The 24,626-nt window shown below is 63.7% G+C and carries 23 protein-coding genes and 1 tRNA gene; 9 read left to right on the forward strand and 15 right to left on the reverse strand.

Annotation, left to right across the window (positions count from 1 at the left end; translation table 11 throughout):
- Window positions 1–8: 8 nt before the first annotated feature.
- The 5 genes from C5F53_RS17225 to C5F53_RS17245 all read left to right on the forward strand — a co-directional run bounded on the left by C5F53_RS17225 (window position 9) and on the right by C5F53_RS17245 (window position 3,102).
- Window positions 9–854, forward strand: coding sequence for a tetratricopeptide repeat protein (locus tag C5F53_RS17225; RefSeq protein WP_105262626.1), 846 nt, complete (start codon window positions 9–11; stop codon window positions 852–854).
- A 42-nt stretch (window positions 855–896) separates the two neighbouring features.
- Window positions 897–1,928 (forward strand): class 1 fructose-bisphosphatase, encoded by a 1,032-nt coding sequence (locus tag C5F53_RS17230; protein ID WP_105262627.1) that lies wholly within the window; start codon window positions 897–899, stop codon window positions 1,926–1,928.
- A gap of 37 nt (window positions 1,929–1,965) precedes the next feature.
- Window positions 1,966–2,041: transfer RNA gene (locus C5F53_RS17235), tRNA-Thr, on the forward strand.
- 59 nt (window positions 2,042–2,100) lie between these two features.
- Window positions 2,101–2,319, forward strand: a complete 219-nt coding sequence (locus C5F53_RS17240) for a hypothetical protein (RefSeq protein ID WP_105262628.1) — start codon at window positions 2,101–2,103, stop codon at window positions 2,317–2,319.
- 12 nt (window positions 2,320–2,331) lie between these two features.
- Window positions 2,332–3,102 (forward strand): YdcF family protein, encoded by a 771-nt coding sequence (locus tag C5F53_RS17245; protein WP_105262629.1) that lies wholly within the window; start codon window positions 2,332–2,334, stop codon window positions 3,100–3,102.
- A 13-nt stretch (window positions 3,103–3,115) separates the two neighbouring features.
- Here C5F53_RS17245 and C5F53_RS17250 read toward each other — a convergent pair whose 3' ends face one another.
- Window positions 3,116–4,417, reverse strand: a complete 1,302-nt coding sequence (locus tag C5F53_RS17250) for a hemolysin family protein (protein ID WP_105262630.1) — start codon at window positions 4,415–4,417, stop codon at window positions 3,116–3,118.
- 24 nt (window positions 4,418–4,441) lie between these two features.
- On the opposite strand from C5F53_RS17250, the gene C5F53_RS17255 reads away from it, so the two are divergent.
- Complete coding sequence (locus tag C5F53_RS17255; protein WP_105262755.1) at window positions 4,442–5,299, forward strand: symmetrical bis(5'-nucleosyl)-tetraphosphatase; 858 nt, start codon at window positions 4,442–4,444, stop codon at window positions 5,297–5,299.
- Between the two features lie 55 nt (window positions 5,300–5,354).
- Here C5F53_RS17255 and C5F53_RS17260 read toward each other — a convergent pair whose 3' ends face one another.
- From C5F53_RS17260 to C5F53_RS17325, 14 genes are all read right to left on the reverse strand, one after another.
- Entirely contained in the window at window positions 5,355–6,836 is a 1,482-nt protein-coding gene (locus C5F53_RS17260; protein WP_105262756.1) for a DEAD/DEAH box helicase, read from the reverse strand.
- Between the two features lie 184 nt (window positions 6,837–7,020).
- Entirely contained in the window at window positions 7,021–7,929 is a 909-nt protein-coding gene (locus C5F53_RS17265) for a neutral zinc metallopeptidase (protein ID WP_105262631.1), read from the reverse strand.
- The gene (locus C5F53_RS17270) at window positions 7,926–8,462 is read right to left on the reverse strand and encodes a dCMP deaminase family protein (protein ID WP_105262632.1); all 537 of its coding nucleotides are present in this window, start codon (window positions 8,460–8,462) and stop codon (window positions 7,926–7,928) included. The genes C5F53_RS17265 and C5F53_RS17270 overlap by 4 nt, the downstream gene beginning before the upstream one ends.
- 13 nt (window positions 8,463–8,475) lie before the next feature.
- Entirely contained in the window at window positions 8,476–9,705 is a 1,230-nt protein-coding gene (locus tag C5F53_RS17275) for an MFS transporter (RefSeq protein WP_105262633.1), read from the reverse strand.
- A 109-nt stretch (window positions 9,706–9,814) separates the two neighbouring features.
- A complete protein-coding gene (gene guaD / locus C5F53_RS17280) occupies window positions 9,815–11,125 on the reverse strand; it encodes a guanine deaminase (protein WP_105262757.1) in 1,311 nt (436 codons plus the stop codon).
- A gap of 74 nt (window positions 11,126–11,199) precedes the next feature.
- A complete protein-coding gene (locus tag C5F53_RS17285; RefSeq protein ID WP_105262634.1) occupies window positions 11,200–11,604 on the reverse strand; it encodes a 6-carboxytetrahydropterin synthase in 405 nt (134 codons plus the stop codon).
- On the reverse strand, window positions 11,601–12,236 hold the full coding sequence (gene queE / locus C5F53_RS17290) for a 7-carboxy-7-deazaguanine synthase (protein ID WP_105262635.1): 636 nt from the start codon (window positions 12,234–12,236) through the stop codon (window positions 11,601–11,603). Before queE ends, C5F53_RS17285 begins: the two co-directional genes overlap by 4 nt.
- Before the next feature lie 281 nt (window positions 12,237–12,517).
- Window positions 12,518–13,570: an adenosine deaminase gene (locus tag C5F53_RS17295; RefSeq protein WP_105262636.1), complete on the reverse strand. Its 1,053-nt coding sequence runs from the start codon at window positions 13,568–13,570 to the stop codon at window positions 12,518–12,520.
- Entirely contained in the window at window positions 13,570–14,565 is a 996-nt protein-coding gene (locus C5F53_RS17300; protein ID WP_105262637.1) for an aromatic ring-hydroxylating dioxygenase subunit alpha, read from the reverse strand. Before C5F53_RS17300 ends, C5F53_RS17295 begins: the two co-directional genes overlap by 1 nt.
- Window positions 14,566–14,640: 75 nt before the next feature.
- Window positions 14,641–15,798 (reverse strand): BMP family ABC transporter substrate-binding protein, encoded by a 1,158-nt coding sequence (locus C5F53_RS17305; RefSeq protein ID WP_105262638.1) that lies wholly within the window; start codon window positions 15,796–15,798, stop codon window positions 14,641–14,643.
- Between the two features lie 46 nt (window positions 15,799–15,844).
- A complete protein-coding gene (locus tag C5F53_RS17310; protein ID WP_105262639.1) occupies window positions 15,845–16,765 on the reverse strand; it encodes an ABC transporter permease in 921 nt (306 codons plus the stop codon).
- Entirely contained in the window at window positions 16,765–17,856 is a 1,092-nt protein-coding gene (locus C5F53_RS17315) for an ABC transporter permease (RefSeq protein ID WP_105262640.1), read from the reverse strand. The genes C5F53_RS17310 and C5F53_RS17315 overlap by 1 nt, the downstream gene beginning before the upstream one ends.
- Window positions 17,849–19,426: an ABC transporter ATP-binding protein gene (locus tag C5F53_RS17320; protein ID WP_105262641.1), complete on the reverse strand. Its 1,578-nt coding sequence runs from the start codon at window positions 19,424–19,426 to the stop codon at window positions 17,849–17,851. The genes C5F53_RS17315 and C5F53_RS17320 overlap by 8 nt, the downstream gene beginning before the upstream one ends.
- A gap of 13 nt (window positions 19,427–19,439) precedes the next feature.
- On the reverse strand, window positions 19,440–20,372 hold the full coding sequence (locus C5F53_RS17325; RefSeq protein WP_105262642.1) for a LysR family transcriptional regulator: 933 nt from the start codon (window positions 20,370–20,372) through the stop codon (window positions 19,440–19,442).
- Window positions 20,373–20,458: 86 nt separating this feature from the next.
- Here C5F53_RS17325 and xdhA point away from each other — a divergent pair, with 86 nt between their 5' ends.
- From xdhA to C5F53_RS17340, 3 genes are read left to right on the forward strand one after another with little or no spacing between them, the layout of a single operon-like run.
- Entirely contained in the window at window positions 20,459–21,937 is a 1,479-nt protein-coding gene (gene xdhA / locus C5F53_RS17330) for a xanthine dehydrogenase small subunit (RefSeq protein ID WP_105262643.1), read from the forward strand.
- A complete protein-coding gene (xdhB, locus tag C5F53_RS17335; protein ID WP_105262644.1) occupies window positions 21,934–24,321 on the forward strand; it encodes a xanthine dehydrogenase molybdopterin binding subunit in 2,388 nt (795 codons plus the stop codon). Before xdhA ends, xdhB begins: the two co-directional genes overlap by 4 nt.
- Complete coding sequence (locus tag C5F53_RS17340; protein WP_105262645.1) at window positions 24,318–24,623, forward strand: helix-turn-helix transcriptional regulator; 306 nt, start codon at window positions 24,318–24,320, stop codon at window positions 24,621–24,623. Before xdhB ends, C5F53_RS17340 begins: the two co-directional genes overlap by 4 nt.
- Window positions 24,624–24,626 lie beyond the last annotated feature (3 nt).

Here is a 24,626-nt window from a genome sequence, read left to right on the forward strand (position 1 = left end):
ACACGGCTATGGCCTTCTTCGGTTTCGCGTCCCCTGCAGACAAGTTTGCGCGACGGTTTACCCCGCTGCGCGACACGGTGTACGACGCGGACGCCATGTTTAGCGGTTCTGCCATGTCAGAAGACCTGGAGGCGCTGCTACCGCTGGCAGAGAAGGTGGGCCCGGAGTCGGCCGAGCTGGCCGACCTGCTGTGGCTGCAGTTTGTGGTGTTTGCCAAACGCCAGTGGGATTCAGAGGGCCTGCCCCTGGGCATGCGCGCGCTGGCCATCCGCGAAGCGCGTGGCAGACTGACACCCACCGAGCGCTACGAGCAGCACTACGCCATCGGCAAGTCGGCCGTGCAGGCCGAGGAATACGACACCGCCATCGAGCACCTGCAACAGGCCGCCGAATGGTCTGCGCACGCCGGCGCCACGCTGAGCCTGGAGCAGAAGCTGGGCATCCGCGAAGAGATTGGCTACGCCCTGCACGAGGCTGGCCGCTTTGCCGCGGCACTGGTTCACAACCAGCAACTGCTGGCCGATGCGCAAAGCGCCTTTGGCACGGGCACCGATGAACGCCTTTCGGGTGTTATCAACAACCTGGCGCAAAACGCTTATGAGATGGGCGACCACGCCCAAGCACAGGCCTACCTGCAGCAGCGCCTGGCGCTGGGCCAGGCCTTGCAAGACAACGACATCATTCTGGACACCCTGTTTCAGCAGGGCGTGCTGGCCCACGAGGCGGGCGACGTGGCACAGGCCCGCACCCTGTTTGAACAACGCGTGGCCATCGCCCAGGCCAGCGGCGACGATGACCTGCTGGAAGACGCACGGGCCCGGCTGGATGAATTGACCGAACGCGAGCAGGCCTAGGCCGCGCGCGACCCCACCAATTTTTAAACTTAGGGATTAACCATGACACAACGCATCTCGCTCACGCGCTACCTCATCGAGAAGCAGCGCGGCCACGAAGGCAACGCCAGCGCCCCCGGCGCCATTCCACCCCAGCTGCGCCTGCTGCTGGAAGTGGTGGCCCGCGCCTGCAAAAGCATCAGCCTGGCTGTGACCAAGGGCGCCCTGGGCGGCGTGCTGGGTGCGGCCGACAGCGAAAACGTGCAGGGCGAAATCCAGAAGAAGCTGGACATCATCGCCAACGAAGTGCTCATCGAAGCCAACGAATGGGGCGGCCACCTGGCTGCCATGGCCAGCGAAGAAATGGAAGGCATCTACACCGTGCCCAACCGCTACCCGCAAGGCGAATACCTGCTCATGTTTGACCCACTGGACGGATCCAGCAACATCGACGTGAACGTCAGCATCGGCACCATCTTCAGCGTGCTGCTCAAATCGCCCGAAGGCCCCGCCGTGAGCGAGCAAGACTTTTTGCAACCCGGCACCCAACAAGTGGCTGCGGGCTACTGCATTTACGGCCCGCAAACCACGCTGGTACTGACCGTGGGCGACGGCGTGGCCATGTTCACGCTGGACCGCGAGCAGGGCTCGTTTGTGCTGACGCAGGAAGATGTGCGCGTGCCCGAAGACACGCAGGAATTTGCCGTCAACATGAGCAATATGCGCCACTGGGACGAGCCCGTGAAGCGCTACATCGACGAATGCCTGCAGGGCAAAGACGGCCCGCGTGGCAAAGACTTCAACATGCGCTGGATTGCCAGCATGGTGGCCGATGTGCACCGCATCCTGACGCGCGGCGGCGTCTTCATGTACCCCTGGGACAAGCGCGAACCCGAGAAGCCAGGCAAGCTGCGCCTGATGTACGAAGCCAACCCCATGGGCTGGCTGATCGAACAAGCCGGCGGCGCCGCCACCGACGGCCGCCAACGCATTCTGGACATCCAGCCCACCAAGCTGCACCAGCGCGTGAGCGTGTTCCTGGGATCGAAAAACGAGGTGGAACGCGCCACGCGCTACCACTCGGAAGCAGCCTGATCCTGAGAGGCGGCTCGCTATAATTGCAGGCTTAGTTGCCGGTGTAGCTCAGTCGGTAGAGCAGCTCATTCGTAATGAGAAGGTCGGGTGTTCGATTCATCTTTCCGGCACCAAATTTGAAAGCCCCTCGCTTTAACAGCGAGGGGCTTTTTCACAGAAAGAGGCTGACGTTATGCGTGCCCTATTTGGAATAGCAAGCCTGCTCATCGTGCTCGCCATCGTCGGCGTGCTGGCCAAAAAACAGCTGGGCGGCACGGCCAGCGTGGCCCCGGGTGCCACGCCGGGGGCGAGCCCGCAGCAGCAGAGCCAGCAAATACAGCAGCAGATCAAACAAACGGTAGAGGGCGCGATGCAACAGGCGCGGCCCATGCCGGAAGACACCCCCAAGTAAGTCCACCACCCCATGTTTATTGCTTCCAAAATTCTGGCCCTGATTACCCAGCCCCTGCTGTGGGTGTTTGTTTTGCTGCTGCTGAGCCTGCTGGTGCTGCGGCGCTGGCCGCGCGCGGGCCGGCGGCTGGTGGGCACGGCGCTGGCGGTGCTGGTGCTGATGGCCTGGAAGCCCTTGCCCGAGGCCATCATTCGCCAGTTGGAAAGCCGCTACCCCGAGATGGCGCCCAACGCCAAGCTGGAGGGTTATGTGGGCGTGGTGGTGCTGGGCGGGGCCACGGAGTCGGGCCGCACGCAAATGGCCCATGTGCAACCCATGCTGAACGACGCGGCCGAGCGCATGACGGGCACGGTGGCGGTACTGCGTGCCAACCCCCAATTGCGCGTGTTGTTTACCGGGGGCGAGGGTGCGCTGATGGGCGTTGGCCAATCGGAGGCCGAGCGCGCCAAGATGTTCTTCGACAGCCTGGGGCTGAGCGGACCCCAGGTGCAGTACGAGTCCGCCTCGCGCAACACTTACGAGAACGCGGTGCTGACGGCCAAGCTACAGGGCGTGGATCCCACGCAGCGCTGGCTGCTGGTGACCTCGGCTTGGCACATGCCGCGCTCCATGGCCACGTTCGCCAAGGCCGGGTGGAATGTCACAGCGTATCCGGTGGACTTTCGTACCGGAGACAGCAGTGACTGGCTGGATTTCTCAATGGCGGGTGGCGCCGTGGAATGGCAACTGGCATTGCACGAACTGGTGGGCCTGCTGGCCTACAAGCTCACCGGGCGCTTGTAGCCAGCGTAGCGCCTCAGTCGTTGAGGGTACGGCGGGCGCGCACTTTGTCGATGCGGCGGCCTTCCAGTGCCACCACTTCAAACAACCAATGCGCGCACACAATGTGCGCGCCCTGCGCGGGCAGGTTGCCCGACACGGCCATCAGCAAGCCCGCCAGCGTGTTGTAACGGCCACGCTCCTCGTCGGGCAGGTCGTCTTCAATCTCCAGCCGCGCTTTGAGTTCGCTCAGCGGCATCAGGCCATCGAGCATCCAGGAGCCATCGTCTTGCTGCACGGCCCAGGCTTCGGTTTGTGCGTCGGGTTGCAGCTCGCCAGTAATGGCTTCCAGCAGGTCGTGTGGGGTGATGAGGCCCTGCACCACGCCGTATTCGTCCACCACAAACACCATGCGTGCCGACTTGACGCGGAACTGCTCGATGAGCTCCATGCCACTCAGCGTCTCGGGCACAAACACGGCTGGCTCCACCAGCGACTCGACAGAATCCTGGTGCGCAGCACCCGTGGCCAGCAAGCGTGCCACGCTGATGATGCCCACCACGTTGTCCAGTGAGTCGCGGCACACGGGATACCAGGAATGCCCGCCATGCGCAGCATTCGACCCGGCCTGCGCCAGGCATTCGGCCACGGTGTTGGTGGCCTCCAGCCAGGCAATGTCGGTGCGCGGCAGCATCATGGAGGTGAGGTGGCGGTCGTCCAGGTGGAAGACGTTGCGCACCATCTGGTGTTCGTGTTCTTCGATGATGCCGGCGTCCACGCCCTCTTCCAGGCTGGCAGAGATTTCGGCCTCGGTCACGGCGCGGGTGTCGGTGGTGTCGATGCGCAGCAGCTTGAGCATGCCGTGGGTGCACATGGACAGCAGGCGCACAAAAGGCTTGGCACCGGTGGCCACCCAGGTCATCGGCAGGGCCACCACACGGGCCACGGTTTCGGGGTAGAGCTGGCCAATGCGCTTGGGCACCAGCTCGCCAAACAAAATGGTGATGAAGGTGATGACGGTGACCACAATGGCCGTGGCCGAGATTTCAGCGGCGCGGTCAGACAGGGTGATGGTGGACTGCAGCCAAGCCGCCAGGCCGTCGCTAAAGGCGGCCTCGCCCACGATGCCGTTGAGCATGCCAATGGAGGTGATGCCCACCTGTACGGACGATAAAAACTGGGTGGGGTTGTCCATCAGGGCCAGGGCGGCCTTGGCGCCCTTGTCACCGGCCTCGGCCATGGTTTGCAGCCGTACCTTGCGGCTGGCGGTGAGCGCCAGCTCAGACATGGCGAAGGCGCCATTCAACAAAGTCAGCACGATGATCAGCAAAAAATCCATGGAACCCAAGCGAGAATGAACACCATGGCAATGTACCTTATCGGCGATGTGCAGGGCTGCGACGCAGCGCTGGCGCAGCTGACCCAACGCATCGACTTCTCCCCCAGCCGCGACACGCTCTACCTGCTGGGCGACCTGGTAAACCGCGGGCCCGATTCGGCTGGGGTGCTGCGTCGGCTGATGGGCTACGGCGCATCGGCTCGCTGCCTGCTAGGCAACCACGACCTGCACTTGCTGGCCGTGGCCCACGGCGTACGCAAGCCCGGCCGCCACGACACGCTGGACGACCTGCTGGCCGCCCCCGACCGCCCCGCCCTGCTGGACTGGCTGCGCCAACAGCGCATGGCGATGCTGGAGCGGGTTGGCGATTCAGACCTATTAATGGTGCACGCCGGCGTATTACCTGCGTGGACAGCTACCAAAACCATAGCACTGGCGGCGGAAGTGGAGGCCGTGCTGCGCTCGGACGCGGTGGGCGCCTTCTTCCACGCCATGTATGGCAACGCCCCCGATGCATGGAGCGACAACTTGGCGGGCATAGAGCGGCTGCGCGTGATCGTGAACGCGCTGACCCGCATGCGCTTTTGTACGCCCGAAGGCGCCATGGAGTTCGCGACCTCCGGCCCGGCGGACCAGGCACCAGAGGGCTACCTGCCTTGGTACGAGGCGCCCGGACGCCAGACGGCGGAAGTGACCGTGGCGTTTGGCCACTGGTCTACGTTGGGCTGGTTGGACCGGCCCGATGTGCTGGCGCTGGACACCGGCTGTGTGTGGGGCGGCTGCCTCAGCGCGCTGCGTGTGGAGCCCGGTGCGGCGGGTGCACCGTGGCGCACCGAGCTGCTGCAGGTGCACTGCGAGCAGTCACAAAAACCCGGGGACTAAAACGGCAAACAAAAACGGCGCACCAGGCGCCGTTTTTGTTGGAAAGCTGAAATGCTTATTCTGATTTGAACAGCGCCGCCACCTTGCGTTTGGGCTTGATGTTGGCAGAGATGCTGCGCGTAGTGGGACGGGCCGAGGCCTCCCACGAAGGCGCGGCTTCGGGCGCTGCGCTGGGCTCGTAGGGCTTGTCAAAAAACGGATCGCGCGAGGCTTGTACCGGGCGGTTGTAGTCGTTGCGTGGAGCGCGGGGCACACGCACACGGTCGCTGTCGTCACGCGGGCCACGGCCTTCGCCGCGTCCGGCGCTGCGGCCGTTGTCGCTCACCGCACTGCCGTCTTCGTGGTACATGCGGCGGCCATCGTTGATGCGACCTTGCTTGCGAATGTCGGGCTGGTCTTCTTCAAACTCCACCGCTTCAAGCTCGATCTTGGTCTTGATCAGCTTCTCGATGTCGGCCAGCAGGCGGGCGTCGTTGCCACCGCCCACAAAGGTCACAGCCAGGCCAGAGGCGCCAGCGCGGCCAGTGCGGCCAATGCGGTGCACATAGTCTTCGGCGTTGAACGGGATGTCGAAGTTGAACACCGCGGGCACGTCCTTGATGTCCAGACCGCGGGCGGCCACATCGGTACACACCAGCAGGTCCACTTCGCCTTTTTTGAAGGACTCCAGCGCTTTCAGGCGCTCGTCCTGGCTCTTGTCACCGTGCAGTGCGGCGGTCTTCAGGCCTTCGCGCTCCAGCGAACGGGCCAGGCGGGCGCAGCCCAGCTTGCTGTTCACAAACACAAAGGCCTGCTTCATGCCGCGGGTCTTCAGGATCTGGTGCAGGGCGTGGCGCTTGTTGTCTTCGCCCACGCTGTAGAAGTGCTGCTCGACGGTAGACGCCGTGGCGTTGGAGCGGGCCACTTCGATGGTGACGGGGTTTTGCAGGTAGCTGTTGGCCAGGCGCTTGATCTCGGGCGAGAAGGTGGCGCTGAACAAGAGTGTGGTGCGCTGCTTGGGCAGGTAGCTCAGGATGCGCTGCAGGTCCGGCAAAAAGCCGATGTCCAGCATGCGGTCGGCCTCGTCCAGCACCACGTATTCCACCTGGTTGAGCACGGCGTTTTTGGCTTCGATGTGGTCCAGCAGGCGGCCGGGGGTGGCCACCAGTACTTCCACACCTTTTTTCAGCTCCAGGGTCTGGGGCTTCATGTCCATGCCGCCAAACACCACGGCACTACGCAGGTTGGTGTACTTGGCGTACAGCTTGACCTGTTGGGCCACCTGGTCGGCCAGCTCACGTGTGGGCAGCAGCACCAGCGCACGCACGGGGTGGCGGGCGGGGGATGTGGAGGGGTTTTCGTGCTTCATCATGCGCTGCAGCAGGGGCAGCGCGAAAGCGGCGGTTTTGCCGGTACCGGTCTGGGCAGCGCCCATCACGTCCTGGCCGGTCAGCACCACGGGGATGGCCTGCGCCTGGATGGGCGTCATGGTTTCGTAGCCCATTTCGGCCACGGCGCGGGCGATGGGGGCAGCCAGCTGCAGCTGGGCAAACGCCATGATGGGGGTGTCCGCCGTCAGCTCTTTGGACGGGGTGGCAGGGGTATTCAGTTCAGTAGTCAAGTCGGTCAGGCATAGCCATAAGGGGTGCTATCCATCCGATAGCTGATTGCGCCCCGACGCCGGGGGCAACCCCGTATTATCCCCCACTCCTGTGAAACGGCAATTTCCCCGGAGCGTGGGGCTATATAGAGCGAGCAGAAAAGGTATCGCAGGCTTTGACGCTACCGGTTTTCAGGCCCTTGTCGAACCAGCGCTGGCGCTGGGCGCTGCTGCCGTGGGTGAAACTCTCGGGCACCACCGACTGGCCGCTGCCGCGCTGCAGGGCGTCGTCGCCAATTTTGGCGGCGGCGTTCATGGCTTCGGCCACATCGCCTTCTTCCAGCAGCTGGCGCGCATTGTTGGCATGGTGCGCCCATACGCCGGCAAAACAATCGGCCTGCAGCTCCAGGCGCACGCTCAGCGCATTACCTTCGGCTTTGCTCACGCGGCTGCGCGCCTCTTGCACCTTGGTGCTGATGCCCAGCAGGTGTTGCACATGGTGGCCCACCTCATGGGCAATCACATAGGCCTGGGCAAAGTCGCCGGGCGCGCCCAGTTGTTTTTGCAGGGTTTCGTAAAAGCCCAGGTCGATATACACCTTCTGGTCGGCCGGGCAGTAAAACGGGCCCATGGCGCTCTGGCCCTGGCCGCAGGCGGTGGAGGTGGCACCGCGGAACAGCACCAGCCGGGGCTTCTGGTAGTCGGCCCCGCCCTTTTTGAACACATCGGTCCACACGTCTTCGGTATCGGCCAGCACGGTAGAGACAAACTTGGCCATGCGGTCATCTGCCGGCGGGCGCTGTGCGGGGGCCTGCTGCACCATAGGCGCGGGGCCGCCCTCGCCACTGAGCAGGCCCAGGATAGTGAGCGGGCTGATGCCCAGCGCCCAGCCCCCCAAGAGCGCAACCACGATGGTGCCCAACCCCAACTTGCTGCCCAGCAGCCCACCGAGCAAGCCACCCAGGCCACCGCCGCCGCTAAAGCCGCCACCGGACCCACCGCTGCGGCGGTCTTCAACGTTGTCCGACTGGCGGTTGCCTTCCCATTTCATGGTGTGGGTTTCCCTTGGGTGGAGCTTTCGATGAACTGGGCCAGATCGGCCGACCAGTCGGCGGCCTCGGGGTGCAGTTCCTGCAGGGAGGCAATCTCCACCCCCGCATCGGCCAGCATCTTTTCAGAGGCCCCATTCACACGCTCTTGGTGCTCCTTCTTGTCCAGGTAGACCACGCGTTTGATGCCGACCTGGATGATGGACTGCACGCAACGCGGGCAAGGATATTGGGTCGCATAAATGGTGGAGCCATGCAAGGGCAGCGTGGTGCAGTTGAGGATGGCGTTCTGCTCCGCATGGACGATGTAGCTGTGGCGCGAGTTCAGCGGGTCGTTGTCGTCGTCCTGCCAGTAGTGCTCGTCATCGTCGTTGCAGCCACGCGGCAGGCCGTTGTAGCCGACGCCGGAAATCTTGTTGTCCGGGCTGACGACGCAGGCCCCGTTGCGCTTGCGGGCGTCCTTGGAGCGGCCTGACGCCAGCAGCGCCACCCCCATGAACATCGAATGCCAGTGGAGCAGGGAAAGATTTTTCATGCCCCCAAGCCTATCATTCCTGCCCGACGGACACCAAGCCCCCCGAACGGCGCGCGGGGCTGCCACGCCGCTCCAGCCAGACCGAGGCCGCAAACACAAAGAGGCCAATGAACGACAGGAAGGCGCCCACGTAGCCGGTGGCGGCATAACCGTAGCCAAAGGCAATGGCCAGACCGCCCAGCCAGGCACCCAGTGCGTTGGCGATGTTGAAGGCCGAGTGCATGGACGCGGCCGCCAGGGTCTGACCGTCGGCCGCCACATCCATCAGCCGCGTCTGGATGGCCGGGCCGGCCGCAAAGGTGCAGCCAATCAAGAACACCGACGTGCACAACATCCAGGGCGTAGCAGCGGTGAGGCTGAACAACGTCATCACCACGATGTTGAAGATCAGCATGCCGCCTATGGTTCCCATGAGTGCGATGTCGGCCAGCTTGGAGCCCACCACATTGCCCACATTCATGCCAATGCCGAACAGCACCATGATCACCGGGATCATGCCTGCGGGCATGTGCGCCACCTCGGTGGCCGTGCTGGCGATGTAGGAGAAGATGGAAAACATGCCGCCAAAACCGGTCGCGGCAAGGGTGAGGGTCAGCAGTACCTGCGGATGGGTAAACGCCACCAATTCGCGCATCACGCCAGCCCCCTCTGAAGGTTTGTCGCGCGGTAGATAGATCCAGATCAGCGTCACCGTGAGCACGCTGATCAGCCCCACCGCCAGGAACATGACACGCCAACTGAGGAATTGACCAAACAGCGCCATGACTGGGGTGCCCACCAGCGTAGCCCCGGTCAGCCCCAGCATCACGTAACCGACGGTGCGGGCCCGCATGGCCAGCGGAACCAGCGATGCAGCCACCAGTGCGGACACACCGAAGTAGGCGCCGTGCGGCAGGCCGGTCAGAAAACGCAAGACGACGAAGCTCAGAAAATCAGGCGCCAACGCGCTGGCGAAGTTGCCGACCGTGAAAACCGCCATGAGGATGAGCAGCAGCGTGCGGCGCGAAGACTTGGCGCCCGCGATGGCAATGAGCGGCGCGCCTACCACCACGCCCAGGGCGTAGGCGCTGATGACATAACCGGCCTGCGGGGTGGTAACGGCAAAGGTGCTGGCCACATCGGGCAGCAGGCCCATGATGGCAAATTCGCCGGTGCCGATGGCAAAGCCGCCACAGGCCAGCGCCAGAATCACCAAAACAATTTGCAGCCGCGTCAGCGCGGGGGACTCTTCTGTCGCAATCATGGGTTCCTTGGGATTGAAGCCCAGAACTATACGGGATAACCCTATACCCCTCAGACGTAGCGCTATGAAATCAGGAGCTGCTCGCGCAGCATCCACGCTGGCTAGAGCCCTAAATCGCTTGGGAAATGACGGTCTGCTCGATCAGCCGGTCGTCGCCCAGCACGATGAGCGAGAACAGCAGCTCGTCCAGGTTGGACGCCAGTGCCGTCTTGCGCTCCAACAAAGGAGTGGCTTTGGGATTCACCACCACAAAGTCGGCCTCGCAACCTGGCAGCAGGTTGCCCACCACGCCGCCCAGCCCCAGGGCCGCTGCGGCGCCCGCCGTGTGCTGCCACCACAGGTGCTGGGGCGAGAGCGACAGGCCGGGCTTGGTCTGCCCCTCGCGGCCCACGTAGTAGGCGGCCAGCATGGTGTGGAAGGGGCTGAACGAGGTGCCGCCCCCCACATCGCTGGCCAAGCCGTACTGGTAGCCCACGCGGTTGGCGCCCTCGTAGTCGAAAAAGCCGCTGCCCAGAAACAGGTTGCTGGTGGGGCTGATGGCCGCCGCGGCGCCGGTGTCGCGCATCAGCGCGCGGTCGTCGTCGTCGAAGTGGATGCAGTGGGCGTAGATGGCGCGGTCACGCATCAAACCAAAGTCGTCGTAGGTGGCCAGGTAGCTGCGGGACTGGGGGAACAGCTCGCGCGCCCAGGTGATCTCGTCTTTGTTCTCGGCCACATGGCTTTGGATCCACACGTCGGCGTATTGCTTGGCCAGCTCGCCCGCGCCGCACAGCTGCGCGTCGGTGCTGGTGGGGGCAAAGCGCGGGGTGATGGCATAGCCCAGCCGGTCCACGCCGTGCCAGCGCTGGATCAGCGCCTCGGTGTCGCGCAGGCTTTGTTCGGTGCCGCTCACGCTGCCCTGGCCCTGGTTCAACAAATCGGCAGGCGCGTGGCGGTCCATGAGACATAGGCCGGTGATCAGGCGCATCTGTTGGGCCTGGGCCTCGACAAACAGGGCGTTGACCGATTCCACATGCGAGGTGGCAAAGGTGAGCGCACTGGTGACGCCGTTGCGCAGCAGCTCTGCTACAAAAAAAGTAGCTGCTTGCGCACTGTATTCGGGGGCTGAAAAGCGTTTTTCTTCTGGAAAGGTGTAGTTCTCCAGCCAGGGCAGCAAACCCGGCGCGGGCGAGCCGATGACATTCGTCTGCGGGTAGTGGATGTGCAGGTCGATAAAACCCGGCGCGATGATGCGGCCGGGGAAGTGCTGCACGGCCACCTGCGGGTACTGCGGTGCGATGGTGCTGTACGCACCAATGGCTTGCACCACCTGGGTGCCCTGGGCGTTGGGGCCGACGACCAGCAGGCCATCGGTTTCAAAACGGGCCTGCCCCGGTGCATCGGGGGCAAACCACAAAAGAGAGGCGCGGTAGGCTTTCATGCGGGCAAGCATATATCGCAGCGCAGCAATGTCTATACCAAGGCATGCATAGCCTCTATGGGCCGCGCATAGGGTCAGGCCCGCAAGGTGCAGCTGTCGCCACTCGCCTCGCGCCAGACGCGCACCTGCCACAGGCCGCTGAACTCCTGCGCCATGGCGCGCCAGATGTAAGCCGCCAGGTTTTCCAGCGTGGGCGGGCCCAGGCCCTCCACTTCGTCCAGCAGGTGGTGGTCCAGGCGCGGGCGCAACACGGCAATGGCCTGGCGCAGGTGGCCCAGGTCGACCACCATGCCGGTGTCTTCGTCGGCGTTGCCCGCCACGGTCACTTCCGCATGGTAGGTGTGGCCGTGGATGCGGCGGCTGCCGGCGACTTCCTCGGCGTCATCCAGCGTGCGCTTCAGCGTATGGGCGGCGTCAAAGAAAAACTTCTGGCTCACCTCACAGCGGCGCGGAATGGGGATGGCGGGCACTTGGGTCATCGGATGCCTGTGATCTTGTGGGTTTGCAGGGACAGGCGCCATTGCGGACGCTCCAGGCATTGCGCAATGCAGGCCCGGGTGTTGTCGGCCCGCAGGATGTTGTCCATGGGCTGCAGGTAGCGGTGTTCAAAGTCCGCCGCCTCGCAGTCGGCCAGCGTGATGCCGGGCTGGGGCCAGACCAATTTCAGCTCGTGCCCGCTGCGCTGCACCCAGGTGGAGCCGGCCTTGGGGCTCACACAAATCCAGTCGATACCCTCGGGTGCGTTGATCGTTCCGTTGGTTTCCACCGCAATCTGGAAGCCCTGCGCGTGCAGCGCGTCAATCAACTCGGCGTCTACCTGCAGCAGCGGCTCGCCGCCCGTCATCACCACAAAGCGGTTGGCCGCGTCGGTGTCGGGCCACTGCGCTGCAATGCGCTCGGCCAGCGCCTGCGCGGTCTTGAACTTGCCACCCAGCGTGCCGTCGGTGCCCACAAAGTCGGTGTCGCAGAACTGGCAAACGGCGCTGGCACGGTCCTGCTCGCGGCCGGTCCAGAGGTTGCAGCCGGCAAAGCGGCAGAACACGGCAGGGCGGCCCGCATTCGAGCCTTCGCCCTGCAGTGTGTAGAAGATTTCTTTGACTTGGTATGCCATGGCAGTCTTTCAGCCAAGGCGAGCGGATAGGAAACAACAAGCGGCCACAGGTGTGGCGGCGAGGTTTTTGTACATGGTAGTCCTCTACATGGCTCCGAACACAAAAGACAAAGCCCGCCGGAGCTGCGGGCCTTGGGGCGAATTTTACCGTGCCGACCTGCAAACGGTATACAGCCACACAAATACTATGTATTTGATAGCTGCTTGCGCAGGCGGTACGGGGGCCACCGGTCTATTTGGCACTAAAAATCTGCATCCCCCCACGGGAGTGTCATCAACGCCTAGCGGAACGTCTCAAACACTGCGTCCAGCCGCTGCACATAGTTCTGGCGCAGTGATGCGTCGATAAAACTGGCGTCAAAGCTGTTGCGTGCCAGCGTGTAGGCATGTTGCGCCGTCAAGCCCAGCGCCGCAAAGGTCTGGGTGTAGTTCTCGTTCACATAACCGCCAAAGTAGGCCGGGTCGTCGGAGTTGACGGTGGCCATGATGCCGGCGTCCAGCATGGCGCCCAGGTTGTGCTGCGCCAAGGTGGGGAACACACGCAGCTTGAGGTTGGACAGCGGGCACACGGTCAGTGGCATCTTGTCTTTGGCCAGGCGCTGCATCAGCGCCGCATCGTGGATGGCCTGCACGCCATGGTCGATGCGCTCCACCTTCAGCACATCCAACGCGCTCCAGATGTAGGCCGGTGGCGCCTCTTCGCCCGCATGCGCCACCAGGCGGAAGCCCAGCTGTTTGGCGCGCGCATAGACCTTGGCGAACTTCTCGGGCGGGTGGCCCACCTCGCTGGATGCCAGGCCAATGCCCACGATCTTGTCGCGCAGCGGCAGCGCCTGCTCCAGGCATTCAAAGGCTTCTTCTTCGCTCAGGTGGCGCAAGAAGCACAGGATCAGCGAGGCCGTCATGCCGAACTTGGCCGGTGCATCGGTGCAGGCGCGGTACAGGCCGTTGATGACCACGTCGGCACTCAGACCATGGCCGGTGTGGGTTTGGGTGTCGAAGAAAATTTCGGTGTGCAACACGTTGTCGGCCTGCGCGCGCGAGAGGTAGGCGCAGGTCATGTCGTAGAAGTCCTGTTCGGTCTTCAGCACCATGGTGCCCTCGTGGTAGATGTCCAAAAACTCTTGCAGGTTGTTGAACACATAGGCGTCGCGCAACGCCTGTTCGCTGGCAAAACGCAGCGGCACGTTGTTGCGTTTGGCCAGTGCAAACATCAGCTCAGGCTCCAGCGAGCCTTCGATGTGCATATGCAGCTCGGCTTTGGGCATGGCGCGCAGCAGGGCCGGCATACGGTCGGCGGCAACGGGTCGAACGGTGGGGTGTGTAGCGCTCATCAGCAGACTCCAAAAGTAATATTCTGTTGTTTTAAAAAGCGGCGGTAGGCCGAGGAGGCCTTGTCAGCCGCCGTGTGCACTTCGGCGCGCACATCCAGCGGCAGGCGCTGCGGCCGCTGCGACTCCAGCACCGGCTTGTCTTGCATGAAGATGGTGTGCTGGAAATCTTGCAGCTTGGTGTCAGGCGAATCAAAGTCCGCCATGGCCAGACGAAACCACACACGGCTGCTCTCGGGGGTGATGGGGCAGATGAACAGGCCAATCGACTCGCGAAAACCCTGCAGCGCCACACTGGCCGCATCGGGCACCTTGGTCAGCACCGCGGTGTAGGGCGCCAGCACCTCGTAGGTGTATTCCACCTGGGCCGGCGCGGTGGAGTGCACATTGCTCTGCGGCTGCCAGGCCTTGCACTGGGTGGCACGCAGGCCGTTTGGCGTGCTCTCCACCGTGTAGTCGTCAATGGCGGTGGCGGCGCGCATGCCCAACCAGCCGTCGTGGACAAAGCCAAAGTGCGCCATGTCCAAAAAATTCTCGATGATGCGTGGCGCGCTGGTGGCCACGTCGTAAGAGCCGCAGTTCACGGTGCGCAGTTGCGCATCGGTTTCAGCGGCAAACGCAGGAATCAGGGCCGGATCGGCATCTGCCTGCAGGCAGACCCAGACCAGGCCATACCGCTCGCAGGCAGAAAACGTGCGTGCCGTGTGCGTGGCGGGGGGCACAAACTGGGGCAGCGCTGGCACATGCACACACTGCCCGTGCCCATCAAACTGCCAGCCGTGGTACGGACACTCCAGCCGGTCGTCACACACGCGCCCCAGGGAGAGCTGGGCACCGCGGTGCGGGCACTGGTCGGCCCAGGCGTGGATCTGGTGGGCGCTGTCGCGCCACAACACCACGGCCTGGTTCAGCAGGCGTGCGCCCAGCGGGGCCTGCGCCACCGCGCTGGCCAATGCCACGGGGTGCCACAACGAATATTCCTTGGCTGCCGAATCCATGCCTGCCGTTCCTTGTTTTGCCAACCAACAAAAAAGGGCCGCTCGTGGGCGGCCCTTGATTCATTCCGCCACCAATTACTTGGCGCCGGGAACCTTGCCTTCCACGCCCTTGACGTAGAAGTTCACGCCCGACAGGAACTTGTCATCGGCGGTTTCGCCGTCTTTCAAGATGTCCTTGCCGGTGTTGTCTTTCAGAGGGCCTTTCCAGATGGCGAATGTGCCATCAGCCAGACCCTTCTTCACTTCTTCGACCTTGGCCTTGGTTTCGGCAGGCACGTCTTCGGCGATGGACACGATGTCAATCGCGCCGTCTTTCACGCCCATCCAGGAGCCTGTGCCGCCCTTCCAGGAGCCATCCAAAGCGGCTTTGGTCGCCTGGATGTAGTAAGGACCCCAATTGATGATGGCGGAAGCCAGGTGGGCCTTGGGGCCGTAGGCGGTCATGTCGGAATCCCAACCGAAGGCGCGTTTGCCCTTGGCTTCGGCCGTCTTCAAGACCGCAGGCGAGTCGGTGTTCTGGAACAGAACGTCAGCGCCGCCGTTGATCAGCGACGTAGCGGCTTCGGTTTCCTTTGGGGGATCAAACCAGCCGTTCACCCACACCACCTTGGTCTTGACCTTGGGGTTGCTGCTCTGGGCGCCCAGGGTGAAGCTGTTGATGTTGCGGATCACTTCAGGAATTGGGATGGAAGCCACCACGCCCAGCGTGTTGGTCTTGGTCATCTTGCCAGCGATCACACCTGCCATGTACGCGCCTTCGTAGGTGCGGCTGTCGTAGGTGCGCATGTTTTCGGCTTGTTTGTAGCCGGTGGCGTGCTCAAACTTCACGTCCTTGAATTCGGGCGCAACCTTGAGCATGGGTTCCATGTAACCGAAGGTGGTGCCGAAGATCAGCTTGTTGCCGCTGCTGGCCATTTCGCGGATCACGCGCTCGGCGTCAGCAGACTCGGGCACGTTTTCCACAAAGGAGGTGACGATCTTGTCGCCGAATTCTTTTTCCAGCGCCTTGCGACCGTTGTCGTGGGCGAAGGTCCAGCCACCGTCGCCCACAGGGCCGACGTAGGCAAACGCAATTTTCAGGGGTTCTGGCTTGGGCGCAGGGGCCGATGCAGCAGGTGCTGGTGCAGGCGCAGGAGCCGGCTCTTCCTTCTTGCCGCAACCCATCAGGGCCGCGCTCGCCACAGCGGTCAGGGCCGCTATTTTGAGCAGTGAACGTTTTTGCAAATCTGTCATGTCACTTCCTTTAAAAAAACGAGAGAAAACCGAAACGATCGAAAAATCAGGAGCCCGGATAGAACGGCTTGCCAATGGAAGCTGGCATGTTAATCCGAATCCAGCGTGGATTGCGCGAGATCAGCGCCAGCACCACGATGGTCGCCACATAGGGCAGCATGGTGAGGAACTGGCTGGGCACCTCCACCCCAATGCCCTGCAAATGGAACTGCAGCATGGTCACGCCACCAAACAGGTAAGCCCCAAGCAACACACGTGCCGGGCGCCAGGTGGCAAAGGTGGTGAGGGCCAGCGCAATCCAGCCCTTGCCTGCCACCATGCCCTCCACCCACAGCGGGGTATAGATGACGGAGATGTACGCCCCGGCCAGGCCACACAGCGCCCCGCCCACCACCACTGCAGCCAAGCGGATGCCACGCACCGGGTAACCCAAGGCGTGGGCCGACTCAGGGCTTTCGCCCACGCTGCGCAAAATCAGGCCGGCCCGGGTGCGGTACAAAAACCAGATCAGGGCCAAGGCAAACAACACCGTGAGGTAGACCATGGGGTGGTGGCGGAACAGGGCCGGCCCCACAAAAGGAATGTCTGCCAGGCCGGGGATGGCGAAATTCGGGCGTTCAGGCATCTTTTCCTGCACATACGAGATTCCGGCAAACGCCGAGAAACCCGCCCCAAACAGGCTCAGCGCCAGACCGGTGGCGTACTGGTTGGTGTTGAGCCAGATGACCAACACGCCAAAGATGGCCGCCATGCCAGCGCCGGCGGCCATGCCGGCGGCAAAACCGGCCACGTCGCTGCCGGTGTGCACCACCGCGGCAAAACCGGCAATGGCGGCGCACAGCATCATGCCCTCGGCGCCCAGGTTCACGATGCCGGCTTTTTCGTTGATCAACAGGCCCAGCGAAGCAATCGCCAGCACGGTGCCCGCATTCAGGGTGGCTGCGATGAGCAGTGCGTAGGAATCCATTATTTTTTACCTCCTGCAGCGGCGGACTTGACCCACTTGAGGCGGTAGTTGACCAGCGTGTCACAGGCCAGCAGGCTGAACAGCAGCAGGCCTTGGAACACTCCGGTCAGTGACTTGGGCAGGCCCAGGCGGGACTGCGCGAGCTCGCCACCGATGTAGAACATGCTCATCAGCAAGGCCGAAAACACCATGCCCACCGGGTGCAGGCGCCCCACATAGGCCACGATGATGGCGGCAAACCCGTAACCCGCAGGTACATAGGGCGTGAGCTGGCCGATGGGCCCTGCCACCTCCAGCGCGCCAGCCAGCCCGGCCATGCCACCCGAGACCAGCAGCGCAGTCCACAAGGCGCGGCGCGACGAAAAGCCGGCGTAGCGGGACGCCGCAGGTGCCAAACCGCCCACCTGCTGGGCAAAACCGGCTCGGGTGCGGAACAAAAATATCCAGACCCCAGCCACACCCACCAGAGCGAACAGCACGCCAATGCTCATGCGCGAGCCGTCAAACAGACGCGGAATACGCGTCGCCGCCTCAAAGGTTTTGGTCTGCGGAAAGTTGTAACCCAGCGGGTCTTTCCAGGGGCCATAGACCAGGTAGCCCAGCACCTGCACCGCCACATACACCAGCATCAGGCTGACCAAAATTTCATTGGCGTTGAACTTGTCACGCAGAAAGGCGGTGAGTCCGGCCCACACCATGCCACCGGCAATACCCGCCAGCACGATGGGCACCACAATCCAGCCGCCCGTGGTCTTTTCGGCCAGCAAGGCCATGCCGCTGGCAGCCACCGCACCCAGGATGTACTGGCCTTCGGCGCCAATGTTCCACACATTGGAGCGAAAACACACTGCCAACCCCAGCGCAATCAGCAACAGCGGCGTGGCCTTGACCACCAGCTCACCCAGCGCATAACCGCTTTTGATGGGCTCCCAAAAAAACACCAGCAGGCCGCGCACCGGGTCTTTGCCCAGCAGCGCAAACAGAATGACCCCAATGATGACGGTCACCAGCAGCGCCAGCAGCGGCGAGCCATAACTCCAGGCCCGGGACGGCTGGGGCCGCGCTTCGAGTTTGAGTCCGGACTTAGCCATGGGCCACCTCTGCACGCGCTGCGGGCGCAGCGCCCTCCCACAAACCACTCATCCACTCTCCAATCTTTTCCACCGTGGCCTCGGCCACTGGTACTGAGGGCGACAACTTGCCGCGTGCAATCACATGCAGGCGGTCGCTCACTTCAAACAATTCGTCCAGCTCTTCGCTGACCACCAACACGGCACAGCCCGCGTCGCGCAGCGCGAGGATGGCACCGCGAATCTGCGCCGCCGCCCCCACGTCCACGCCCCAGGTGGGCTGGGACACGATGAACAGCTTGGGCGCTGCGTCGATCTCGCGGCCGACAATGAACTTTTGCAGATTGCCACCCGACAACGAACGCGCGGCGGCCGTGGGGCCGTTGGCCTTGACGTTAAAAGCTTTGATGATGCGGGCCGCGTGGGCCTCCAGCTGGCGCACCTTGATCCAGCCGCCCGCAAAACGTGGCGCGGTGATGGATTCGGTGCGCGTGAGCAGCAGGTTGTGCGCCAGGCTCAGCGTGGGCACGGCACCGCGGCCCAGGCGTTCTTCGGGCACAAAGTGCAGGCCCAGCTTGCGCCGCCCGCCGGGGTGCAGGGCCGACACATCGGTCTGCCCCATGCGCACTGTGCCCTTGGGCGCGCGGCAGTCTTCACCTGACAGCGCGTAGAGCAATTCTTTCTGGCCATTGCCCGACACACCGGCAATGCCCACCACCTCGCCCCCGTGCACGGTGAGCGAAATGCCATTCAGGTCCACGCCAAACTGATCCTCGCGTGCCAGACTCAGATGGCTGACGGTCAGCACTGGCAAGCCGGCTTGCTGCGGGCGGTGCTCCAGCTGCGGCGGTTCGGCGCCAATCATCAAGCGAGAGAGGGACGCGTTGGATTCTTCGGCCGGGTTGCACACCCCGGTGACCTTGCCGCCACGCAGCACGGTGCAAGCGTTGCACAGCTCGCGAATCTCGTGCAGCTTGTGGCTGATATACAGAATGCTGCAGCCCTGCGAGGCCAGCTTCTTCAGCACCACAAACAGCTTTTCTACCGCCTGCGGCGTCAGCACCGAGGTGGGCTCGTCCAGGATCAGCAGCTGAGGATTGGTCAGCAGGGCGCGGATGATTTCCACGCGCTGCATCTCGCCCACGCTCAGCGTGTGCACCGGGCGGCTGGGGTCAATGTCCAGCCCGTATTCGGCCGCCTTGGCGGTGATGCTGGCCGTCACCTGCTCCAGGCTTTGCGCCTTGTCCAGGCCCAGCCACACGTTTTCGGCCACGGTGATGGTGTCAAACAGGTTGAAGTGCTGAAACACCATGCTGATGCCCAGCGCCCGCGCTTCTTTCGGGTTGCGGATGTTCACCGGCTTGCCGTTGAACAGCACCTGGCCGGCATCGGGCTTGATGGAGCCATAGATGATCTTCATCAGCGTGGACTTGCCGGCGCCGTTTTCACCCAGCACTGCGTGGGTCTGGCCAGGCAACACGGTGAGCGAGACGTCGCTGTTGGCAATCACACCGGGGTAGGCCTTGGTGATGCCGGTGAGCTGGAGCCGTGGGACAGAGGAATGAGGAGAGTCTGGTGCGGGGGTTGCCATGGGTGCGTGTCTCTTATTCTTTTCGGAGTTCGGCCGCCACCGACTTGATGCGCTCGCGCAACCACTTGTTGGAGGCGCTGGTATGGGTGCGGGCGTGCCAAAGCTGGTAATACATCATGCGGGGGAACTCCACAGGGCAAGGCAGTATTTTGACGGGCAGTGTGTCCACAAACCGTTCGCAGTACTGTCTGCCGGTGGTGAGCACCAGCAAGGTTGATGCCACCATGCCCGGAATCAGCCCGAAATGCGGGCAACGCGCCACGATATGGCGCTGCAGGCCCAGGCCGGTCAGGTGGTCGTCGATCACCCCCTTGGCGCCGGGGTGGGTGGCGCCGGGCGCAATGTGCTCGGCCTCCAGCCACGAGGCCTGGTCCCAGCCACGGCGCACCGCGGGGTGTTTTTTGGACACCAGGCACACCACCTCATCGCCAAACAGGCGGCCCAGGTGCAGGTCGTCGGGCGGTTGCGGCCAGTTGCCAATCACCACGTCAATGTCGCCCTGGGCCAGCAGCGTGCGGTAGTCGCTGGCGCCAGACAGGGGGTGAATCTCAATCTCGGCCATGGGCGCATGCGACTTGATCTGCGCCACCAGCTGGGGCAAAAACAGCGGGTCCAGGTAATCGCTGGCGGCCAGGCGGAAGGTGTTGCGTGCGGTGGCGGGCTCAAAACCGCGCGCGTCGGAGAACAGCATCTCGGCGGCACGCAATATGCTGGCACTGGGCTCCAGCATGCGCAGCGCCGTCTCGGTAGGCACCATGCCCGAGCCGGAACGCACCAAAAGTGGGTCACCGGCGAAGTCGCGCAGGCGCTTCAGCGACGCGCTCACCGCCGGCTGGTGCATGCCCAGTCGGATGGCGGCTTTGGAAACGCTGCGCTCGGTTAACACGGTATGAAGGACCCTGATCAGATGAAGGTCTATCTTGTCGAAAAGGGATTGGTCTCTCATACAGGCGTGTAAATTGGTGCCATATGCTAATGCGTATGGGAGCCATGCCCCTCCCGACTTACCCTCCCGCACGAGGAACCCATTCCATGACAACCCAAGTTTTGAGATTCATCCGCCGCGGCGAGATCGTCACCCTGCCCAATGTGCCCCCCACGCGCACCCTGCTGGAGGTGCTGCGCGAAGACCTGCACTGCACCGGCACCAAAGAAGGCTGCAACGAAGGCGACTGCGGCGCCTGCACCGTGGTGGTGGGCGAAGCAGTGGACGGTCAACTGCAAACCAAAGCGGTGAACAGCTGCATCAAGATGGCGCACAGCCTGGACGGCAAGGCGCTGTGGACCGTGGAAGACATTGCCGCGGACGACGGCTGCCTGCACCCCGCGCAGGAGGCCATGGTGCAGTGCCACGGCAGCCAGTGCGGCTTCTGCACCCCCGGTTTTGTCATGAGCCTGTTTGGCCTGTACCAGCAGCACGCCCACGCCGGCCAGCCCATCACCCGGGCCGACGCCCAGCACGCCCTCAGCGGCAACCTGTGCCGCTGCACCGGCTACCGGCCGATTCTGGACGCGGCCCAAACCATGCTGGGCCTACCCGCCGTGCCCGTGGACGAGGCTAAAACGCTATCAAAACTGAAGCTTCTCGCGCAGATTCCACGGGGGCTAGAGGCCGATTTGGCTTATAAATCGCCCACCACGCTGCGGGATCTGCTGGCCGCACGCGCCCAGCACCCGCAAGCGCAAATCGTGGCCGGCTGTACCGACGTAGGCCTGTGGGTCAACAAGATGCATATGGACTTTGCTCAGGTACTGGACGTAACCCAGGTGGCCGAGCTGAAGCGCGTGGAGCAGTACCCGCACCACATCGCCATCGGCGCCGCCGTGACGCTGACCGACGCCTTCGCCGCCCTGGTGGCCGACCGGCCCCAGCTGGGCGCCTTTGCCAGCCGCTTTGCCGGCCTGCCCGTGCGCAACGCCGGCACGCTGGGGGGCAACGTGGCCAACGGCTCGCCGATTGGCGACTCCATGCCGCTCTTGATTGCCCTGGGTGCCAACGTGGTGCTGATGGCATTGCGCAAAGGCAAAGTGGTTCACCGCGAGCTGCGCCTGGAAGACCTGTACACCGGCTACCGTAAAAACGTGATGGCCCCGGACGAGGTGCTGGCCTGGATCAAGGTGCCCAAGGCGGTTGCCAAAGAACGCTCACGTGTCTATAAGATTTCCAAGCGCTTTGAAGACGACATTTCCGCCGTCTGCCTGGCGCTAAACCTGCACATCGTGGGTGGCAAGGTAGCCCATGCCAGCATCGGCGTCGGCGGTGTAGCCGCCACACCGGTGCGGGCCGTCAAAACCCAGGCGGCGCTGTTGGGCCAAGCCTGGACGGCCGATACCGTGATGACCGCCATGGCCACGCTGCGTGCCGAGTTCTCGCCCATCTCGGACATGCGCGCCAGCAGCGCCTACCGTACCGAGGTGCTGGGCAACCTGCTGCAGCGCTACTGGCTGGAGAGCCAGGGCCTCACCGCCATCAATTTGGAAAGCTTTGTGCTGGAAGGAGAAGCCGCATGAATGCCAACACCCCCCTGACCGGCCTGCTGCCCACCCACGCCGCCGGCGTGTCCCACGCGCATGAGAGCGCCGTGGCCCAGGTAGCAGGCGCGGTGCACTACATCGACGACCTGCCCGAGGTGCGCGGCACGCTGCACGCGGCGCCCATCCTCTCCAACGTAGCGCACGGCAAACTGCTGGGCGTGGACAGCAGCGCTGCGCTGGCCATGCCCGGCGTGGTGAGCGTGGTGCTGAGCGCCGACATTCCCGGCGATCCCATGCTGGCCGCCTTTGCGGGGGATGAGCCCGTGTTTGCCATGGACACCGTGCAGTTTGTCGGCCAGGTGGTGGGCGTGGTGGTGGCGCAGACCGCCATGCAGGCGCGCCATGCAGCTCGCAAGGTGAAGCTGAGCATCGAAGCCCTGCCCGCCGTGCTGACCGTGCAGCAGGCGCTGGACGCCAAGAGTTTTGTGCTGCCGCCAGTGACCGTGAAGCGCGGGGATGCGGCCGCCGCACTGGCCGAATCGAAGCACACGCTGTACGGCACGCTGGAAGTGGGCGGCCAGGAGCACTTTTACCTGGAAGGGCAGATTGCCTACGCCATGCCGCTGGAGCAAAACCAGTGGTGGATTTACAGCAGCACCCAGCACCCCGGCGAGGTACAGCACTGGGTGAGCCACGCGCTGGGCATCGACAACCACGCCGTCAAGGTGGAATGCCGGCGCATGGGCGGCGGCTTTGGCGGCAAAGAGACGCAAGCCGGCCACCTGGCCGTGTGGGCCGCCGTGGCCGCGGTGAAGACCAAGCGCGCCGTCAAGCTGCGCATGGACCGCGACGACGACTTCATGGTCACCGGCAAGCGCCACCCGTTTGCCTACGAATACCGCGCCGGCTTTGACGACAGCGGCCGCCTCACCGCGCTGCAACTGCAGATGGCGGCCAACTGCGGCTTCAGCGCCGACCTGTCCGGCCCCGTGGCCGACCGCGCCATCTTCCACAGCGACAACGCCTATTACCTGCAGGACGTGGACATCACCTCCTACCGCTGCAAGACCAACATGCAGAGCCACACGGCGTTTCGCGGCTTTGGCGGCCCGCAAGGCGTGATCCTGATCGAGACCATCATGGGCGACATCGCCCGCCATTTGGGGCTGGACCCGCTAGACGTGCGCCTGCGCAACCTGTACAGCGATGAGCTGGTGAGTCCTTCGACAAGCTCAGGACGAACGGAAAGTTCTGCCGTTCGGGCTGAGCCTGTCGAAGCCCCACGCCGCGACACCACCCACTACCAGATGAAGGTGGAGGACAACATCCTCCAGCCTCTGCTATCAAAACTGGAGCTGTCCGCGCAATATCGACGCCGGGTAGAGGCCATTTCTGCTTGGAACGCCAGCAGCCCGGTGCTCAAGCGCGGCATTGCCATCACGCCGGTGAAGTTCGGCATCAGCTTCACCGCCACGCTGTTTAACCAGGCTGGCGCGCTGGTACATGTGTACACCGACGGCAGCGTGCAGGTGAACCACGGCGGCACCGAGATGGGCCAGGGCCTGCACACCAAGGTGGCGCAGATCGTGGCGGACGAACTGGGCATTCCGTTTGCGCGCGTGTTGTGCACCGCCAGCGACACCAGCAAGGTGCCCAACGCATCGGCCACCGCCGCCAGCGCCGGCACCGACCTGAATGGCCGCGCCGCCCAGTTTGCCGCGCGCCATGTGCGTGACAACCTGGCAGCCTTCGTGTGCGGGCTGGACGGCTGCGGCGCCGGCGCCATCAAGTTCAAGGGTGGCGAGGTGTTCTCACCCGTGGCCACACGCAGCTTTGACGAAGTGGTGAAACTGGCCTACGCCAACCGCATCCAGCTCTGGAGCGACGGCTTCTACCGCACGCCCAAAATCCACTACGACAAAACCACCCTCACCGGCCGCCCCTTCTACTACTTTGCCTATGGTGCAGCCTGCACCGAGGTGGTCATCGACACGCTGACAGGGGAGAGCCGGGTGCTAAAAGTGGACATCCTGCACGACGTGGGCCGCAGCATCAACCCGGCCATCGACGTGGGGCAGATCGAAGGCGGTTTTGTGCAAGGCATGGGCTGGCTCACCACCGAGCAGTTGGTGTGGAACGACAAGGGTTATCTGAGCACGCACGCGCCCAGCACCTACAAGATTCCCACCGCGGGCGATGTGCCGGAACACTTCAAGGTGGACCTGTGGCCCGAGCCCAACCGTGAGGACAACGTGTTTGGCAGCAAGGCCGTAGGCGAGCCCCCGTTCATGCTGGCCATCAGCGTGTACGAGGCGCTGCGCGACGCGGTGGCGCAGGCGCGCGGTGATGGCACCGCCGTGCGGCTGACCGCCCCGGCCACGGCCGAAAACGTGCTGTGCGCGTTACAGTCCAAGGCATGACGCCAGACACCGCCACCACCCCTGCTCCGCTCCCAGCGCCCATCACGCTCACCATGCCCATTCCCACGGGCGAACAGCTCAAGGCCGCGCGCGTTGCGGCCGGGCTGAACCAGGCCCAGGCGGCGGAGCTGATGGGTTATTCACTGCAAACCGGCAGCCGCGGCGGCCTGCAGTCCCGCACCTGGCAGGCACTGGAAAGCCCCACCGACGAGCGCTGCATGCAGGGCCCCATGTTTGCCATGTTTTTGCTGCTGACGGGGCAGCACCCGGCCTACACCTTGGTACCCAAGGCGCAAGACTAAGGC

This window comes from Rhodoferax sp. TS-BS-61-7, assembly GCF_002943465.1.
Classification (GTDB): domain Bacteria; phylum Pseudomonadota; class Gammaproteobacteria; order Burkholderiales; family Burkholderiaceae_C; genus Allorhodoferax.